General features: G+C 59.0%; 16 protein-coding genes, 1 other RNA gene and 1 pseudogene. 1 reads left to right on the top strand and 17 read right to left on the bottom strand.

What is annotated here, in order from left to right:
- The 16 genes from PLJ71_19985 to PLJ71_19910 form a co-directional block, all read right to left on the bottom strand.
- A partial coding sequence (locus PLJ71_19985; GenBank protein ID HQM50972.1) for a DUF2157 domain-containing protein occupies positions 1 to 705 on the bottom strand: 705 nt, incomplete at its 3' end.
- A gap of 25 nt (positions 706 to 730) precedes the next feature.
- Complete coding sequence (locus tag PLJ71_19980; GenBank protein ID HQM50971.1) at positions 731 to 2110, bottom strand: DUF1579 family protein; 1380 nt, start codon at positions 2108 to 2110, stop codon at positions 731 to 733.
- Between the two features lie 297 nt (positions 2111 to 2407).
- Positions 2408 to 2605: a hypothetical protein gene (locus tag PLJ71_19975; GenBank protein ID HQM50970.1), complete on the bottom strand. Its 198-nt coding sequence runs from the start codon at positions 2603 to 2605 to the stop codon at positions 2408 to 2410.
- Positions 2602 to 2805 (bottom strand): hypothetical protein, encoded by a 204-nt coding sequence (locus PLJ71_19970; GenBank protein HQM50969.1) that lies wholly within the window; start codon positions 2803 to 2805, stop codon positions 2602 to 2604. Before PLJ71_19970 ends, PLJ71_19975 begins: the two co-directional genes overlap by 4 nt.
- 173 nt (positions 2806 to 2978) lie before the next feature.
- A complete protein-coding gene (locus PLJ71_19965) occupies positions 2979 to 3653 on the bottom strand; it encodes a sigma-70 family RNA polymerase sigma factor (GenBank protein ID HQM50968.1) in 675 nt (224 codons plus the stop codon).
- 171 nt (positions 3654 to 3824) lie between these two features.
- Positions 3825 to 4814, bottom strand: a complete 990-nt coding sequence (locus PLJ71_19960; protein HQM50967.1) for a TGS domain-containing protein — start codon at positions 4812 to 4814, stop codon at positions 3825 to 3827.
- Positions 4815 to 5538: 724 nt separating this feature from the next.
- Positions 5539 to 7824: a nitric-oxide reductase large subunit gene (locus PLJ71_19955; GenBank protein HQM50966.1), complete on the bottom strand. Its 2286-nt coding sequence runs from the start codon at positions 7822 to 7824 to the stop codon at positions 5539 to 5541.
- Positions 7825 to 7884: 60 nt separating this feature from the next.
- A complete protein-coding gene (locus tag PLJ71_19950; GenBank protein HQM50965.1) occupies positions 7885 to 9015 on the bottom strand; it encodes an ABC transporter permease in 1131 nt (376 codons plus the stop codon).
- 17 nt (positions 9016 to 9032) lie between these two features.
- Entirely contained in the window at positions 9033 to 10166 is a 1134-nt protein-coding gene (locus PLJ71_19945; GenBank protein ID HQM50964.1) for an ABC transporter permease, read from the bottom strand.
- Entirely contained in the window at positions 10163 to 11137 is a 975-nt protein-coding gene (locus PLJ71_19940) for an ABC transporter ATP-binding protein (protein ID HQM50963.1), read from the bottom strand. The genes PLJ71_19945 and PLJ71_19940 overlap by 4 nt, the downstream gene beginning before the upstream one ends.
- Positions 11127 to 12068 (bottom strand): ABC transporter ATP-binding protein, encoded by a 942-nt coding sequence (locus PLJ71_19935; GenBank protein ID HQM50962.1) that lies wholly within the window; start codon positions 12066 to 12068, stop codon positions 11127 to 11129. Before PLJ71_19935 ends, PLJ71_19940 begins: the two co-directional genes overlap by 11 nt.
- Positions 12065 to 13228 (bottom strand): efflux RND transporter periplasmic adaptor subunit, encoded by a 1164-nt coding sequence (locus PLJ71_19930; protein HQM50961.1) that lies wholly within the window; start codon positions 13226 to 13228, stop codon positions 12065 to 12067. Before PLJ71_19930 ends, PLJ71_19935 begins: the two co-directional genes overlap by 4 nt.
- Positions 13229 to 13301: 73 nt before the next feature.
- Positions 13302 to 13847 carry a hemerythrin domain-containing protein gene (locus PLJ71_19925; protein ID HQM50960.1) on the bottom strand — a complete coding sequence of 182 codons (546 nt, stop codon included), beginning with the start codon at positions 13845 to 13847 and terminating at the stop codon, positions 13302 to 13304.
- 12 nt (positions 13848 to 13859) lie between these two features.
- Positions 13860 to 14540 carry a DUF6448 family protein gene (locus PLJ71_19920; protein HQM50959.1) on the bottom strand — a complete coding sequence of 227 codons (681 nt, stop codon included), beginning with the start codon at positions 14538 to 14540 and terminating at the stop codon, positions 13860 to 13862.
- 10 nt (positions 14541 to 14550) lie between these two features.
- Positions 14551 to 15195: a TetR/AcrR family transcriptional regulator gene (locus PLJ71_19915; GenBank protein ID HQM50958.1), complete on the bottom strand. Its 645-nt coding sequence runs from the start codon at positions 15193 to 15195 to the stop codon at positions 14551 to 14553.
- A gap of 706 nt (positions 15196 to 15901) precedes the next feature.
- The gene (locus tag PLJ71_19910; protein ID HQM50957.1) at positions 15902 to 16816 is read right to left on the bottom strand and encodes a hypothetical protein; all 915 of its coding nucleotides are present in this window, start codon (positions 16814 to 16816) and stop codon (positions 15902 to 15904) included.
- A 259-nt stretch (positions 16817 to 17075) separates the two neighbouring features.
- On the opposite strand from PLJ71_19910, the pseudogene PLJ71_19905 reads away from it, so the two are divergent.
- Positions 17076 to 17225: pseudogene (locus PLJ71_19905) on the top strand (GxxExxY protein).
- A gap of 187 nt (positions 17226 to 17412) precedes the next feature.
- On the opposite strand, the gene ssrA reads toward PLJ71_19905, so the two are convergent.
- Positions 17413 to 17463, bottom strand: a transfer-messenger RNA (tmRNA) gene (gene ssrA / locus PLJ71_19900); the annotation flags it as partial.

Genomic DNA, 17463 nt, shown 5'->3' with positions numbered 1-17463 from the left:
CCACAGCCCCGGCATCGTGCGCTCCAGGACAAATCCCGTCGCAAACGGCAGGGCCACGCACAGACCCCACGACAACAATTGCACCCGCGGCCCTTCGGGATTGTTCTTAAACGCCTGCCAAATGTGGGGCGCGAGAAACGCCGCCAGCGGCCAGAACAAAAGCGCCTGGCTGTGTTCAAACTGGACCGCCGCGGCCCAGCAGGTTATGCCCGCCAGGTAAAACAGCGCCACCGCCGTGGCGTTAAGCACGTACACCAGCGGGCCGCCTAGAACGACCCAAGCCAGCAGAAACGTGCTCATGTCGCCCTGGATGTGATAGGTTTGGCTAATCAGTGAAATGCAGGCGCCGACCGCCAACGCCAGAAACACTCCGCTCCCCTCGCGCCACGGCGTTGACCGCGAACGGCATAGCAGCGTCCACCATACGAGGGCTTGGCCCGCCATGAGTGGCGTAAATGACAGCACCGTGCGCACCGGACGTCCCAGTGCGTTCCAGTTGTGGGCCAACAGCAGGATAATGCCTAGGCCGATGGATACCGCGCCAAGGACACTGAACAGCAGCAGCGCTATGCTCCGCTTGGACCGCATCGACACGGGGCCGTAATGGACCTTCAATTGCTCGATTGTCTCGGCGGATAGAATGCCCGCTGCTTCCAGTCCGGCAAATTCGCCATAGAGCCACGAAATCGCCTTCTTTCTGTTCACAACCGTACCCTCCAATCGTCCGCCGTCACTTCTGCTCGCCGCTGATCCGGGTCATCTTGAACTCTATGTCGCATAGAGTCTCGCCGGCCGTGTCTTTTACCCCGTACGTGCTTATGATCGTGTCGTTACTTACGAGGTGCATTTGGCTCGCCGTCCTCTGCCCATCTTTTTCAGGGAAACCAAAACATTCCAGGACGCGGCCCGCCTCGTTCCACCGGGCGCTTACCGGGACATCGGGAGTCTGATTGTTCACGTTGAAATTCCAGATCAGGTAGCTCCCGCGTTGTGCGTCATAGGTGTACAAAAGGAGACTGCTGCTCTCCGAATCCTCCCCCGTTTCCAACACGTATCTTCCACCTAGGATGCGCTTGAACGTGTATGTACCAGCGGTACGCTTTTCCTCGGGAAACCACTTTGCTTTCCGCATGGTCGTCTCTTGGCGCCATGTCCCCACCAACGGGTCCAGCACCTTCTGCTCAGCCGGCAGCGGCCCGCCCGTGTTGCCAGCTTCCGACAACACAACCGGGGCAGGGTCTTTGGCTCGTGTCACCTTGTACTCGCCACGGAATACCTTGGTACCTGCGGGGTCCATGACCTCACACGTGGCTTCCCAAGCATTTTCATTGAAAAACCGGTGCTGAATGGTTGTGGTATATCCGTTGCCGGAAGTGGTCCAGTCCAGCGTGCGGGCCGTTTCGTTCCACCGGCCGGTAGTCGGTTCGGGATGGCCAATGGATGAGGAGAAAAACGAGCTTCGGTAGCACTGGCTGGACCCATCGTACGTATACAAGGTGATTGAGGCGTTGTTCTCTGAGTCCCGGCCGTTTTCCTGGACGAACCTGCCGCCGAGAACGCGGGCAAACGTGCTCCGCGTGGCAATACTTCTTCCTGATGCGTTAGGCCCCTCGTAGAGAGTCGCGTCACAGTCCCAGGTGCCAAGGAACTGGTCCAGCACCTCTTGCGGAGATCTTGCGGCGGACTGCCCGGCCGCAGCAGGTTCAGCGCCCTGCCCCTCTTTTTCATAAACGAAAAGCATCCCCTCGTTGTTCATGGTGAGTTTCGAACCGTCAATCGTCACCCAGGTCTGCCCCGCACCTTCCCATGTCAGAACGTAGCCGGCATCCTGCTTGACGTACGTGCCTCTAAAGTTGTGGATTCCACCGTCGCCAAAATGCATCACCCCCCAGTCCATAACCGACGACAAGGTGCCGTTGTCGTTCAGGGTGATCGATCCCGACTCTTTGGGGACGGGGTTGCCCCCGACGGAGACGAGTTTGTAAGTGCCGGCGATGCCGTCTGGTGATGCGGGGGCAGCCTGCTGCGCTGTCGGTCTGCACGCCAGCGGCAAGGCCGCCGCCAGGAGTGCGAGCACCAGGGTGATTCCAAGCTCGGTCCTGTCTCTCATAGAAAGCCTCCTTTCGCAGGCCGCCGATCGGCGGCGCTTCTCGCTCCCAATATTATAATAGAAGCAGCGCGCGCCGAAGGTTACGGGCGAGGGGTCATGGTGATACGCTGACAGTGGTGATGCCCCTGGCGCCCTGCCTGTTTCTCGTCCACGGACTCAACGCCGGCATTAGCCCGCCCGTTCCCGCTAATGCTGTAGACGGCAAGTTGACGGGACCCTTCGCGCCGCCGCGGGGTTGTCCTTCATAGGGATCCCACCGGGCCAACCGGGCACCTCGTAGGGCACAAGGTGGGCCAATCAATCATGCGACGCTGAAGCTAATGGCGCTTTTGGGGCGAGGACCTCAGCCGCAGCTCGGCACCTCGCCACCATGCGCTCGCGGGCATTGGCGCCGCGAATAGTCGAAAGCAGTACGGAATCTCCGCTGTCGCCGGCCCCCGCGCCTTTCCACTGGGTGATCAGGTAGTTCGAGGGGGCTTCCTGCGCCAGCTTCACGGCCTCCTGGATCTTACTTTGGCCCTGTTCGGGAGGAAGTTTGGCGCCCTGGATGCCCGAATCCGGCCATACTCTTGTTGAAGCCCATTACCGGCTCCCGCCTGCTCGTCCCTCGATCCCGTCACTTTGACCAGGATCACCGGCAGGGTAAGGGCAACCGGGATAACCACTGCCACGGATGCCAGAACGCGCGGTTTCATGGAAAACCTCCTTTCAGGCACTCCGAACTGACCGCGCCCTCTCGGTCTCGTAAGCGGCAACATAGTTGGGCGGCACGGCGCCTCGTTTCTGTATAGACGCAAAGGCGCGGGAAGGTTACAAACCGACGCCCCATTGCAGTGGGAACGGACGCCGCCGCGAGGGCAAAACTCGCTCAGGTCCCGAAAGCAGAAAACAGGTCGCACAATTCTTCGTCAACACCTTCGCCCTCGGCCAGCGTTGCGGCAATCTCTTCCAGAAGCACGTCGCGGTACCGGCGCCGGAGGCGATGGACGGCTACCTTTACTGCCCCCTCAGAGAGGCCGAGTTCCGCCCCCATCTCCTGGTATGGCGCACGGTCTTCCTGGACTGTCAGCGTGCCCTTCAGCCGCTCGAACAGGGAACCTTTTCCTGCCTGGGTGTACTCTTGCCGTAAACGCGCGAGAGTGGATTCAAGCGTGGCCAAGGCCCAAGCGCGCTCAAATAACCGTTCCGCGGACTGGGTCTGGGACGCCGCGCCGGCATATCGCTCCTCAATCGAATCGTAATCGACGGGCAGAAACGTAACGGCCCCGCCGCGTTTGAGGGTACGTGCGCGGTCTCGTTCATTGGCCAGGAAGTGGTTGACCGACGCAAGGAGGAAGGAGCGAAACTTCCCTCTGGCCTGATCCACGTCTTTCAAGTAGTCCTTTTCCAGGAAGCGTGTGAAAAACTCCTGAATCAGGTCCTTCGCGTCCTCGGCGGAGTTGCCCCGATGGCGGATGTACATGTAAAGCGGGTGCCAGTAAGTGGAACAGAGTGTCTCCAATGCACTGCGAGCCTGGGAGCCTCCCGTTGCCGCTGCTCGCACAACGCTCCATCGGGTTGTTTCAAACTGTCTCGTGGGCAATCTCCCATCTCGCGGCGCGCACATGAGTTCAGTCTGTGGAACCAAGTTATGATCCGGCCGGCTCCCGTAATTTCACCAGAACCCATACTCTACTTCAACTGGGCGTACGGGGAACGCGCCAACCCCTGCGGGTTACGTGTGCAATTCAACCACATCTCCATCGTGCAGCACATGGTCGCGCCCAACCATTTGGCCGTCATGAACTCCCTCACCCCAAACCCGGGCTGTCTTCAGGTGCAGCACGAAATCCTTATGCACTCTGGCGGCAAACTCCATGACCGAGCTTCCTTTCTTCAGTACGAACGGCGCGTGGAGTTCCGGCGCCTTTCCTGGTTCCTTCGAGTAGACACGCATGATGCCCAGCCGCTGGAAAACCATCTCTTTCATCTGCTCCAGGTTACGGCAAGCCGTCACGGAAATGGGCAACAGAGGCCATTCGTTTTCAAACAGTTCACGGAACGCTCCGAACTCCTCGTCCCACGCGGCGTCATCAACCTTGTTGACCAGGACAATGCACGGGACAGACGCGAATCCCTTGTCCAACGAGCGCGCATCCCCTTCCTTGCCACACAAGACAATGCGGTACTCCTCCAACAAACCCAGGGATTCTTCCAACTCAGCGAGGATCTGCGACTGAACGCTAACGACCAAAAGGAGCAAGTCCGCGCTGCGGATCAGGTTGAACAATTCCGGCTCCACATGCTGCCTGCTTAACGCCGGGGTGTCCACCAGTTGGATTTGGATGTCCCGCACGAGCATCATCCCCGGCGTCGGCGCCCATGTCGTGAACTCGTACTCGGATACCTTCGGGGCCGCATGCGTAACCGCCGCGACCAGCGCGCTCTTCCCCACATTGGGCGCGCCAACCACCACAACCCGGACAGGCCCTTCTTTCTCGACGTGATAGGCCGACGCATGGCGCCCCGTCTTTTTCTTAGCTTCTGCCTCGGACTTGAGCTTGGAAAGCTTGCGACGATAGTCAGCCCGCAGCTTGTCCGTACCCTTGTGTTTGGGAATTGTGCCGAGCAGTTCCTCCAAACAAGCGATCTTCTCACGGTCCGATACGCTTTCGCGGAATCGCCGTTCCGCCTCAAAGTACTCCGGAGGAAGATTCGTCGGCATGGCAGTCTACGAAACCTCCATGACCAAAGACGGCCAGTATTGCCAGCACGGATCGGGTCCCGTCCGGCAGCATGAGCTGCCCGCGGCGCAGAATAGCCTTACCCCCTCATTATTCGATTTGACAGGGCTCAACCGCAACCGCCGACAACACCCGCACGCCTGTCCCCATGCGTCCACATGGCAATGGGGAGTGAACATGGCCGATCTCCAGCGGCTAAGGAGACCGGCCACGCAGACTGAAGACGGTGACTAGCAGCAGGATGGCGTGTCTTGCGTTCTGGGACGGGTGCGGCCATGCTCTGAACACCGTGCGAAGAGCATAGTCAACAGGGCTGTCCAAAGTGCTCTTGTTATGCTCCCCTTGTGCCTACGAACCTTCCGGGATGTGGCTGCTGCAAAGCGATCCCCGTCCCTTGCTCGACAGGGGTGTTCCTGAATATTCGTCCTTGTCGCCAGGCAAGGACTTGCAATGGTGAGGCTCTTGGCTGAATTCTTTAAGTTGCGGCGCCATCTGATACCCTTCTCGGTCCGTAGAACCTCGTTTTTGGACGCGTTACCGGACTGGACATGACTGAATTCATCAGGCCGTGCGCTGGTTCTTGGGCTGCGGCATTCAAATCCCCCGCGGGGCTTCAAGCAAAGAATCCGGCGTTGCCGCATCAGCTCTGTGTGTATCAGCGAAGTGCGGAGAGCCCGCCAGTCCACACAACTTGAAAACCGCTCTTCACCTTTCGTCGGGTTGGACGGAAAACCATGCCTTCGCGTAGACCCAAAGGCCTGCTAAGCCCAGGGGCACGCAGCCAAGCCCGATAAAGACGGCATCCGCGGGAAGCCGTAGCCATTCGATGGTGTGCATCAGACCATTGGTCAGGAACTCGGGACTCCGTGCATGCCAGTACCCGTTTGCAAGCACGTCATACAACTGATACACCCCGCCGGGGAAGAGATTCGTGACTATCATAAGAAGCAAACCCGTGTTCAGACCGAAGAACGCCACACCCACAAGCTTACCAATCCGCTGCCATTCTTTGTCAGTGGACGCCTCGCGAAACGCGAACACCATCAACGCCACGCCCAGCATTCCGAACACCCCCATCATGGCTGCATGCCCATGGTTCGGTGTCAACAGAGTACCCACCTCGAAGTAGCTGACGATAGGCAGGTTGATAAGAAAACCGAATACACCCGCTCCCAGGAAGTTCCAGAAACCGACTGCCATGAGGAAATAGAAGGTCCATCGGTGCGGTATCGCCACCTTCTTGCCACATTCCGCGCAATCGCGGCTGGACAGCGATATGAAGTCCCAGGCATCCAGTGTCAACAGCGTCAATGGCACCACCTCCAGGGCGGAGAAAACGGCCGAGAACGCCATCGCAACGTGGCTCTGACCGGTCCAATACCAGTGATGGCCCGTACCGATAATCCCGGAGCCAAGGTACAAGATGGCATCCAGATAGACGACCCGCAGGGCCGTTGTGCGGGACACCATGCCGAGCAGAAAGAACATCAACGCCACCATTGTCGTGACGAACAGTTCGAAAAACCCCTCGACCCAAAGATGGATTATCCAGAACCGCCACATGTCTACAACGGTCAAGTTGGTGCGGCTGGCAAAGAACATGGCCGGCACATAGAACAGAGGAATGCCGACAGCGGCATACAGGAACAGGGAGGCGATTTGCCCCTTTTCCGGGTCGTTCCTTACCGGCCACACGGCGCGGGCAATGAGCACAAGCCAGACCAGCAGCCCAACTGCCAGCAGCACCTGCCAGGCCCGCCCAAGGTCCAGGTATTCCCAGCCTTGATGCCCCAGCCAGAACCAGAAGCCGCCCAGCAGGCGGTTGATGCCAAGCCATTCCCCAAGCAGACTTCCTACAACCACGACAACCAGCGCCGCGAAGAGAAAGTGAATGCCGAAGACCTGTCCTTTGGATTCTTTGCGGTTAACGGCCGATGCCAGCCAAAGCCCGCCCGCCACAAAACACGTGGCCACCCAAAAGATGGCCAGTTGCAGATGCCAGGTCCGCAGAATATTGCTTGGCAACAGCGTTGAGAGGTCGAGGCCATAGAAGTTGGCGGGTTCCGCCCGGTAGTGGGCTATCGCCCCGCCGATGAGCGATTGTCCCAGGAACAGCAGGGCGGCAACCGCGAAATACTTGAGCGTCGCCCGTTGGCCATCCGTCAGCGTGCTGGATAGCAGTTGCGGATGCCGGTGCTCCTTTTCCTGCCAACCGAGGAAATCGAAGCGGCCAAAGGCGAACAGGGCGAGACCCGTGCCGCCGAGCAGGGCAATCAGGCTCAATGCGCTCCACAGAATCGCACCGTGTGTGGGAAGGTTATCGACGGCGGGGTCGTATGGGAAGTTGTTCGTATAGGAGAAAACCTCGCCTGGCCGGTTGGTGGCACAGGCCCATGCCGTCCAGAAGAAGAAGGTTGTAACCTGGCGAAGTTCCTTCGGGTCCGCGATGTACGTCGTGGGCAGGCCGAAGTTGTTGACGGGAGCAGCGAAGAACTCACGCCATTGTTCCTGCTGCTTTTCAAAACTGTAGGCTTGGGCCGGGGTTAGCGTGAGGACGCCCTTCGCAGCGTCATACCGGTTGATGCGAGTATCTCTGGCCACTTCTCCCTGAATCACGTCCTGTTGTTCAGGCGTCAAGCCCCCCCAGTCGGCGCCGAACTTCTGCCTGGCCAGAAACTCGTAAGAATCAAGCGTCTGTTGATGCAGATACTTGGCCGAAAAATCCGGGCCAAGATACGCCCCATGTCCCCAGACCGTGCCGTTTTCCATCAGGCCGTATTTCAGGAATACCTCCTGGCCCGACCGAATGTCTTCAGCCGTGAAGACTGCGGCTCCGCCGGGCCCCACGACTTCGTCAGGAATGGGCGGGGCATCCTTGTACGACTTCACGGCCAACCCGATGAGTACGGAGAAACCGAGAATCATCACGAGGATGACGGCGTTTTTCCACCAGGGCGACAGCCTTTCCAAAGACGACGAGTCCATATTCATGATCAGGTCCTCTCAAGGTTCTCTGCCTCTGTATCACGGTTAGAGCCAACATCGCTCATTCTACACCAGCGTCTTGTGAAATCGTCGTGAAGCAAACCAAAGTACCGCCGCGCCCATGATCGCCAATGCCGCCAATTGTGGCCACAGAATCGAGACGCCTACCCCTTTGAGGAAGATCCCGCGTACGATCACCAGGAAGTATCGTAACGGGTTCAGGCAGGTGGCCCATTGGACCACGACCGGCATATTGGCAATGGGAAACATGAACCCGGAGAGCAGCACGGCCGGAAAATAGAAGAAGAACGTGCTCATCATGGCCTGCTGTTGCGTCTGACTCACCGTGGAAATCAGGAGGCCGATGCCGAGTGTGGTCATGAGATACAGTCCGGTCGCCGCGAACAGAAGCAGCAGGTTGCCGCGTATCGGCACCTGAAACCAGAATACGGCGACCGCCGTGATGATGAGCACGTCGGCGAACCCAATCAAGGCGAAAGGAACCGATTTCCCGAGGATGAACTCCAACGGCGTAATGGGCGTTACCATGATCTGTTCGATGGTCCCGATCTCCTTCTCGCGCACCACGGCCATGCTCGTGAGCATGAGGGTAATCAGCATCACGAGAATCGCGATAACCCCGGGCACGTAAAAGTTGCGGCTCTCCAGATTTTCGTTGAACCACGCGCGCGGCTCGACGACAATGCCGGCGTCCGTGGCGGCTTTGCCTTGCTGCCGGGCCAGCCGGTCATTCAGGACATCCTGGGAGAACTTGCCCACGATCTTGCCCGAATAGTTCAAGACGATGCCGGCCGTATTCGAATCCGTGCCTTCGACAAGGAGCTGCACCGGCACTTGCCGCCCCGCGCGCAGGTCGTCTTCAAACCCTTTGTCAATCCGCAGCAGGGCTTGGGCCTTTCCACGGTCGATAAGGTCTCTCGCCTCAGCATCATTCTGGACATAGGCGGCGACGTCGAAATACTCCGTGGCGGTGAACCGTGCCGCGAGTTCTCTGCTCGTCTGGGTGCTGTCGCGGTCAAAGATCGCCAGCGCCACGTGCTTCACATCCGTGGTGACCGCGTAGCCGAACACCAGGACCTGGATTATGGGCATGGCGAAGATCACGCCTTTCATCTTCGGGTCGCGAAAGATCTGAATGAATTCCTTTATGAGCATGTGCTGGATGCGTTCCCACATGGCTGTTTCTCCTCGGTCTACGCGAGCTTCTTCTTGAACTTGAAGTTTGCCAAGGCCACCATGGCGGCGCCGAATACCGTCAACAGCAAGGCCTCGAGCGCCAGGACTTCCAGCCCGATCCCTTTCAGGTAGATGCCCTTGAGCAACGCCACAAAGTAACGGGCCGGGATGACGTGCGTGAGCACCTGGATCGCACGCGGCATGTTGCCGATGGCGTACATGAATCCGGACAGCAGGAACGAGGGCAGGAAGGTGAGCACCATGGCCAACTGACTGGCCAGCAACTGGCTCTTGGTCACGATGCTGATCACCATCCCCATGGACAATGCCCCCGCGAGGAAGATAGCGGCCATCGCAAACAGCAGGGCCACGTTTCCGCGCAGCGGCACGTGAAACACGAACTCCCCCATGAGCACGGCCAGCAACATGTCCAGCATCCCGATAACGAAATACGGAAAGAGTTTTCCCAGGATCAGTTCATGTCCTTTGACGGGCGTGGAGATCAGCTGCTCCATCGTGCCCCGTTCCCATTCCCGGGCCACGGTCAGCGAGGTCAACAACGCGGCAATCACCATCATGATGACGGCGATAAGTCCGGGAATGATGTAGTTCTTGGATTCCAGGTCGGCGTTAAACCACACCCGGGGCCGAAAATCGATGGGCTGCTCGAAGCTCTTGCCCGTGACGCGGCGTGCCTGCGCCAGAACGACCTCCTGTGAATGAGCGAGGGCAAGGATGTCCACATAGCCCATGGCAATAGTGGCCGTATTCGAGTCGCTGCCGTCTACAATGACTTGGACCGGCGTCTCTTGGAGCGATTCGAGGCGGTCTGCGAAATCTGTGGGAATGACAATGGCAAGCAACGCCTGCCGCGTATCAATGGCCCGTTCGACCTCGCGGTAGTTCCTCACATAGCCGCGCAAGGAGAAATAGCGGGAGCCCGCAAAACGCGCGATGAACTCCCGGCTCGCATGGGACTGGCTCTGATCCCAGACAACCATGGGCACTTCGTCCACGTCCAGCGTCAGGGCATACCCGAACAGAACGAGCAGAAGCATCGGGATGGCGATGGCCATGCCGAGGCTTCGCGGGTCGCGCAGGATGTGGATGAACTCCTTCCGGCTCACCGCCCATATGCGCTGAGGCTTCATGCCCGGACCTCCTTGAGTACCCCTTCCTCCCGATCCCTCATTTCGATGAGCGACACGAACACGTCTTCCAGGGAAGGGACGATGGTTTCGATGCTGTGAACGGGATAGGCTTGTTTCACCAGGAGATTGCGAATATCGCGTTCCGCCGCCGGTCCGTCCATCGCGACCACATGCAGCCCCTTTCCGAACAAAGCCACTTCACGGACGCTTCCAAGTTGTTCGAGCGCTTCCATAGCTTCTTGCGGCCGCTCGCATTGGACCTCCAACACGTCTTCCTTCATCAGTTCCGTCTTGAGCTTCTGCGGGGAACCCAGCGCGATGAGTTCGCCGCGATACACCAGGCCGATCCGATCGCAGTACTCGGCCTCGTCCATGTAGTGCGTCGTAACGAAAATAGTGACGCCTCTTCCGGCGAGTTCGTAGATGAGTTCCCAAAACCGGCGGCGGCTCATCGGGTCCACGCCCGACGTGGGTTCGTCCAAGAAGATGATGGGCGGCTCGTGCAGGACGGCGCAGCCCAGGGAAAGCCGCTGCTTCCACCCGCCCGAAAGCGTGCCCGTCTTGGAATGCCGGTGTTCCTGGAGTCCGGCCATTTCGATGGCCCATTCCTTCCGCGCGCGCTTCTTTTCAGCCGGTATCCGGTAGATACCGCTATAGAAATCGATGTTCTCCTCGACCGTCAGGTCCTCATAGAGACTGAATTTCTGGCTCATGTAGCCGATATGGGCCTTGATCCGTTCGGCCTCTGTTCGAATGTCGTACCCGGCCACGGTGCCGGCGCCGCCCGTAGGCGCAAGGATGCCGCACAACATCCGTATCGTGGTGGACTTGCCAGCGCCGTTCGGGCCGAGGAACCCGAAAATCTCGCCCTTGGGGACATCGAAACTGACCCGATTCACGGCTATGAAGTCCCCAAACCGGCGCTCAAGGTCTCTGACCTTAACGGCAAGCTCTTGTTGCTCATCCGGCATAGGCTTGTCCGCCGGGAGCGTGCCCAATGACGGACACGAAGACATCTTCAAGCGTTGGTTCGATGGGCCGCACCGAGCGGACTTCGTGTCCCGCTTGGACAAGTATTCTCCGGATTTCCGTCGCGGTCTCACCCGGCTCAGGCGTGGCCACATGCACGCGGTCTCCGAAGAGTCCCACAGAAAGGCCGGATAATTGCCGTCTCAATTCCTGCATGGCCTGCCGCGGTGAGGAAGACCGCACTTCCAGCAGCGTGCCTTGCATCAGCGACTTCACTTCATCAGGCGAACCCTGTGCGAGCAACTTGCCCCGGTGAATCAGGGCCACGCGGTTGCAGCGTTCCGCTTCGTCCAGGTAGGCCGTCGACACGAAGATGGTAACCTTCTCCTTGAGCAGCCTGTACAGAATACGCCAGAAATCCCGCCGGGATACGGGGTCAACCCCGTTCGTAGGTTCGTCCAGAAACAACACCTTTGGCGTGTGGATAAGAGCGCAAGCCAATCCGAGTTTCTGCTTCATCCCGCCGGACAAGTTTCCCGCCAGCCGTTGCTTGAACGGCGTCAGGTTGCTGAATGCGAGCAACTCGTCAATCGTGTCAGCCCTTCCGCGCTTGGGGACGCTGTAAATGTCCGCATAGAAGTGGATGTTTTCCAGTACAGTCAGGTCCGGGTACAGCCCGAACCGCTGGCTCATGTACCCGATGGCCTCTTTCACGGCTTCGGCTTCCTTCATGACGTGATGTCCGGCAACCCACGCATCGCCGGACGTCGGGTCCATGGTCGAAGTCAACAACCGCATCGTGGTGGTTTTGCCGGCCCCGTCCGGGCCGACCAGGCCGAAGATCTCGCCTTCCTCGACGGAGAACGACAGCCGGTCCACGGCAGTCAGCGAAGCGAAAACCTTCGTCAAGGATTCGGCGCGAACGCTCGTCATTGGGCCGCTCCGTGTTCCAGTTCGATGACGGCGTCGGCCGGCATGCCGGGCTTGAGTTCCATGCCACGGTTTTCGACGTCGATCTTGAGCCGGTACACCAGTTTCACTCGTTCCTTTTCCGTCTGGATGCTCTTAGGCGTAAACTCGGCCTCGGATGAGATGAACGAGATCCGCCCCGAATACGCCTGTCCGGGAAAGCTGTCCGTATAGACTTTCACCGCTTGGCCGATTTTCACGCGGCCCAAATCCGATTCATCGATAAAAGCCCGCAGCCACACGTGATCGAGATCACCGATGGTGACCACCGGCGTACCGGGCATCACGTACTCGCCGGACTCGATGTGATCGGCCAGCACAATGCCCGAAGTGGGTGCATGAATCTCCGCATATCCCAAGCGGATCTCGGCTAACGCCAGAGCCTGTTCTGCTTGCTCATAATGGGCCCGCGCCTGTTGAATAGTCTCTTGGCGGGGGCCGTTCTTTGCCAACTCTAACCGCGCTTCCGCTTCCGACAGGGCCGCCTTGGCCTGAGCAATCTCTTCAGCACGCGGTCCCTCTTCCACGAGCTTGAGTCGTTGCTGAGCTTCCGTGAGCCGTGCCGACGAGAGGCTGTGTGCGCTCTTGGCCTGATCAAACTGGCTTGCGGAAATCGCGTTCTCCTTCCAGAGGCGCGCGTACCGCCGGAAATCTGTCTCAAGACGAACGGCGTCGGCTGCCGTTCCGTCTACAGACGCCTGTGCAGCGAGAATCTCCTGCGGGCGCGACCCGGTCTCGAGTTCTTTGACAAACGCCTCCGCCTTGGCGACTCCCGCTTCCGCCTGGGCGATCTCTTCCGGGCGCGACCCGGCTTCAAGTTCCGCCAGCCTGGCTTCTGCAACCGCCACTTCCGCTTTGCGAATGCCCACCTCATGCTCGAATTCCCTGCGGTCAAGTCGGGCGACCGGGGCGTCCGCATGGGCCACGTCTCCTTCGGATACCAACCGTCTTTCCACCCACCCGGGCGTCCGGAAACTCACCTCGACGGTCGTCACTTCGATGTTGCCCGATACACGAAGCTCGCGTGAATCCACGGACGCATGGGTCGAGCGATAACCGTAGATCCCTCCGCCAATGGCCAAGACCAGGGGGATCGCGATGAGAAGTCTTTTCTTCTTTACCATGACCGCTACCTCCTTGTGAACAAGCATTCACATCGCGCACACGAAAAACGCCCCGGCGCGCGGGGCGGACAGCTCAGTGGTTCATCAATTCGTGGGCGAACTGGTGGTATTGCTCATGAACCCCTTCGCCGATTTCCTCGGCCTCGATGGCCTCGAAGGCCGCGGACAGCTCGTCCTGGTCCTCAGGCGTTAGAACTCGATCCGCGATCGCGAACAGGATGTTGTTCTCCTTGTCGATGTGCTCACGCAGCAGCTTTGCGTAGGCGAGCAGGTGTTCCGCAAGGGCTTCTACCGCGCCGGCGTCGCCGGCGCTGAATTTGTTGAGCGCATCCGCGATGGCTGCGGTCTCGTTTCGCCCCTGTGCATGCTCGTACAGCATCACGGCAATCGGGCCTCCGCCGCGCGGCATGCCGCGTTCCTCGAGCCGGGGGAACAATCGTCGCTCTTCCTTCGAATGGTGGCACTTGTCCACGAAGGTCCGGAAGAAGTCGACGATCTTCCGCACCTTATCCGTGTCAACCTTGCCGGTGGCGTGGATATTTCGCGCTTCGCGCTCCGCGCCGTCAAGCACGGCCAACACAATCTTGTGTTCATGTTTGAGGGTATCCGTGGGTTTCATGCCAATCTCCTCCTACTTGTGTTCGTGAGTGTGTTCGGTTTTCGCCGGGGCATGTTCATCATGCTGTCCGGCTTCGGCATGGCCTGCTTCCGCTGCCCCGCCGTGATGCGCCGGATTCGTAGTGGCATCCTGGTGAAGGCGTTCGACGTAGTGCATAAAGGTCACATAGGCCTCGACGAACTCGCGCCCCGCCTCCACACTCTCATCCTTGTGTTTTTTCGCATCGAGCGCATGAGTGAAACGTTCGCGGATGCCATCGGCTACCTTGTTCGTCAACTCCATAACGAGGTCGTCCGCGGCGCCGCTTTCGAGCGCCTTGTCCGCCGCTTCGATACCGGGTTCTACGGCCGTTCCCGCAGGTTTGATCCCATCGTACGGGGCGCCTTCGCCCGCGCGGTGTACCCGGACCAGCGTCTCGAAGAAATAAGCGTCCGCCAGGGCTTTTGCCTCGGGACCCTTGCCCCGGACCGTCAGGGATTTCTGAAACGCCCCTCTAATCTCCGGCTCGGCATCGGGTTTGACCCATTTCAAGACCGGCGTGATGTCGCCTTTCTCCAATGCTTGTTTAGCGTCCGTGATCACGGGGCCGTCCATCGTGTCGCAATGCGCCAGGGAGTCTTGAGACACAAACAGAAAAATGCCCAGAATCCCAACACTCGCAACAAGCTTCCTGATGTTCCTTGTAGCACCCATGCTCGTTCTCCTAGTGGTCCACCGTCTCGGCGGCCGGTTGACAGCGTTCGTGAATTTCCTCGCAGCAAATCGCCTGACTGAATATCCTCCAGGCGCGTTCGGCGTGCTTGGTCACGTCGAACTCGCCGTCGCTCAAGAACCACAGAAACGCGGCAGGTTGAATAAGTCCGAGGAACATCATCGAAAGCGTTTCCGGTGGACAGTCGCGCCGGATGCGGCCGTCCCGCTGGGCCTCGGAGATAATCGCACCGACCCGTTCGAGATAGCCTCTGATGCCTTGGTACGACTTGGTCTTTCGCTGGGAACCGTTCGTGTAAAACTCGGGCGAGAAGACGATCCGCGGGATGCCTTGGTTCTCGCGGATTAGCCGAACGTGCCTGTACAGTAGACCTCGCAGCCGCTCGATGGGGTCCTCGGTCTCGCGGCAAACGATAGAGACGTTCTCCAATAGCCGCGTTTGGATCGAACTGAGCAGCGCGTCAAGCAGGGCTTCTTTGTTCGGGAAGTGCCGATAGAGCGCCGTTGGCACGAGCCCCACATGGCGGGCGATATTGGCCAGGTTCAGGGCCTGGAGACCACCGGTCTCCGCCAGTCGCATGGCGGCCTTTATGATCTGCTCTTGGCGGATTTCCGTATCCAGTTTCTCTGTGCTCATGTTCAAGCGTCCTCTTGTCTTCAATGCTATGTGTATAAACATTCACAAAGAGGCCTCTATTCCCCGGGCCATGCCGCTCGCAACCCGGGGCCATTTTGTCTATAAAGTATTGATTTTCAGCGGTTTAGTGATGATATTGTTCCTTAAACAGGGTCCGCGCCTCGGGAAGCATATGGTATCTGAATTTGACCTTTTGTGTACATATAATCACATTTGTGAACCAAACACAATCTCGCTGGTCCTTCTCAACAACGGCGTTTGTCAGAGCAGCGGCCTTGTTTGGTTTACGGAGGATAGGCTCAGTGCACCACGGCAACGTGGCGCGGCAGGGAGATTCCCCGGCTCCGTGCTTTACGGAAGACGGTGCTCCGGTGCATCTCGAAAGCCTTGGCTGCTTCGTTACGATTCCCGCCGCATCGAGCCAAGGCATCCAGGATGGCCTGCGCCTCCGCCGCTCTGATCGTCTCGGAAGTCACGGGCCCTTTTGTCTTGTTGCTCTATATTTCCGCTACACGTTAGGCCCACCAGGGTATGTCATTCAAGGAATGGAACCGGCCTGGTGGATATCGATGTAGATTCTCCGTATTGACGGCATCTGCGTTCTGACCGGCTACTTTCGCTGATGACAAACACCCACCGCAAAGAACACGTGCCATCTTACTGCGCCTGTGGACAGCGACGCTCGTGCGCCGAGGCGTCCGGGTGGTCACGTGAAATGGCGTTCCGGCTGGAAGTCCCGGAGATTCCCTTCGAAGAAGACGATGCGTCCGCGGATACGGCCTTCCTGCCCCGGCTCGAGATTTTCAAAAAACGGGTCGGCGTGGACGCAGGGATGGTTCGCATTGCCTACCATCGAAAGCGTGTGTTCGCCCCAGCTCATGGCAAACAGGCGGTCGGCCTTGTTCGATATAGTGATCACGACAGGCAGATCCGCCATGGGTTTGCCTTTGGAACGCCAACCCACGCGGTACTTCCCCGAACCGGCTTCACGGGTCATGCCTTCATTGAGCGAAATCCAGCCTTCCTGCGGGAGGTGCACAAGCTTGTTGTCCCGCGTGTAGTCCCCGAATTCCCGTATGGCGCGAAGGAAGGCGCACGTCTGAAGCTCAATATCCGCCAGGCGCCCGGCGCTGCCATTGCGTATATACAACTCAAGGTCGACCGCTGTGTCATTTGCGCGCGACACGCGACCGCCAAACACCACGCCATTGGGCAATTCGCGCTCAAATGCGATGCCGTCACTCTCCTCGCGCCACGGCACTCTGGGCAGATTGTTGAACACCGACGGAATCGGGGGATTGACATGGCTCAGGAAAAGCAACCCCTGGTTGGTGAAGATGGCCTCCGGGAAATCCAGCCAGAGGTAATCCTGGCTCGGCCACGCGGGACTGATCCACGCGATGTGTTCCCACGGGTAATGAGGCCGCCACTGACCGGGCAGAATCCGAATGCCTTTGGCTTGCGTCTCGTACGTCTCCTTGGAAGGAGCGGCGGGTGCTGCCGGGGCAATTGAAGCAGCTTCCGCGGCCCGCGCCTTACCTGCAGTGTTCACTGCGCCAAGACCAGCTGCGGTCATTCCTGCCAGGCGTATCCAGGAACGCCGGCCCATTTTGTTGAGCATATTGGTTCTCCTGTCCGTCCTGAGTGCGCCAATGAAAGATTGCCCTTGGAATAGATGCGAAGATGCATTATTGCAATGGCCCGCTTCCGTGCAGTCAGACGGCCAACCCTTTCCGCAAGCGAGTATGGACGGTTGCCGTTGAGGCTTCAAGCGGGCGCTTGATTACCCCAATCCGGATAGGAAAGCCCTTGCTGGAGGGATCTTATTGTCTCCATAAAGACAAGAACGAACTCACACGGAGACACAGGGAACACGAAGATTGAACCCTCCGAAACAGGATCAGACAGGAAGCATCATTGTGGATTGCGCGGTGGCGCTTCATCGAGAGACGGGTCCCGGGCTGTTGGAAACAGTGTACGAAGCGGTGCTTGCACGCGATTTGGAGGCCCAGAGCCTGCTGCGTCATTCCACGCCGGAATTGACGATGAACGTGTATGCGCGGGCCCGGTCGGAACGCCTCGGGGAGCTCGCCGACAGGGTCGGAACGCGTCTCGGATACGCCACGGAGTGTGCAATATATGTGCAACGGCCGAAACCGGGGTCCGGGGGCATATCGCTAACCCCTCCAGAATCAATGGGTTACATGCGTGGAAAAATGGTGGAGGCGGCGGGAATCGAACCCGCGTCCGAAGGCGCTTCCACGTGCG

The sequence above is a fragment of the Candidatus Hydrogenedentota bacterium genome (assembly GCA_035416745.1).
In the GTDB taxonomy this organism is placed as follows: Bacteria; Hydrogenedentota; Hydrogenedentia; order Hydrogenedentales; family SLHB01; genus UBA2224.
The sequence above is the reverse complement of the archived record's forward strand: the minus strand, read 5'-3'. Positions and strand labels throughout refer to the sequence as shown.

Excerpts from the sequence above, each read along its gene's own strand:
- PLJ71_19980 (HQM50971.1), bottom strand. The coding sequence starts at position 2,110 with ATGAGAGACAGGACCGAGCTTGGAATCACCCTGGTGCTCGCACTCCTG.
- PLJ71_19970 (HQM50969.1), bottom strand. The coding sequence starts at position 2,805 with ATGAAACCGCGCGTTCTGGCATCCGTGGCAGTGGTTATCCCGGTTGCC.
- PLJ71_19960 (HQM50967.1), bottom strand. The coding sequence starts at position 4,814 with ATGCCGACGAATCTTCCTCCGGAGTACTTTGAGGCGGAACGGCGATTC.
- PLJ71_19955 (HQM50966.1), bottom strand. The coding sequence starts at position 7,824 with ATGAATATGGACTCGTCGTCTTTGGAAAGGCTGTCGCCCTGGTGGAAA.
- PLJ71_19950 (HQM50965.1), bottom strand. The coding sequence starts at position 9,015 with ATGTGGGAACGCATCCAGCACATGCTCATAAAGGAATTCATTCAGATC.
- PLJ71_19945 (HQM50964.1), bottom strand. The coding sequence starts at position 10,166 with ATGAAGCCTCAGCGCATATGGGCGGTGAGCCGGAAGGAGTTCATCCAC.
- PLJ71_19940 (HQM50963.1), bottom strand. The coding sequence starts at position 11,137 with ATGCCGGATGAGCAACAAGAGCTTGCCGTTAAGGTCAGAGACCTTGAG.
- PLJ71_19935 (HQM50962.1), bottom strand. The coding sequence starts at position 12,068 with ATGACGAGCGTTCGCGCCGAATCCTTGACGAAGGTTTTCGCTTCGCTG.
- PLJ71_19930 (HQM50961.1), bottom strand. The coding sequence starts at position 13,228 with ATGGTAAAGAAGAAAAGACTTCTCATCGCGATCCCCCTGGTCTTGGCC.
- PLJ71_19925 (HQM50960.1), bottom strand. The coding sequence starts at position 13,847 with ATGAAACCCACGGATACCCTCAAACATGAACACAAGATTGTGTTGGCC.
- PLJ71_19920 (HQM50959.1), bottom strand. The coding sequence starts at position 14,540 with ATGGGTGCTACAAGGAACATCAGGAAGCTTGTTGCGAGTGTTGGGATT.
- PLJ71_19915 (HQM50958.1), bottom strand. The coding sequence starts at position 15,195 with ATGAGCACAGAGAAACTGGATACGGAAATCCGCCAAGAGCAGATCATA.
- PLJ71_19910 (HQM50957.1), bottom strand. The coding sequence starts at position 16,816 with ATGCTCAACAAAATGGGCCGGCGTTCCTGGATACGCCTGGCAGGAATG.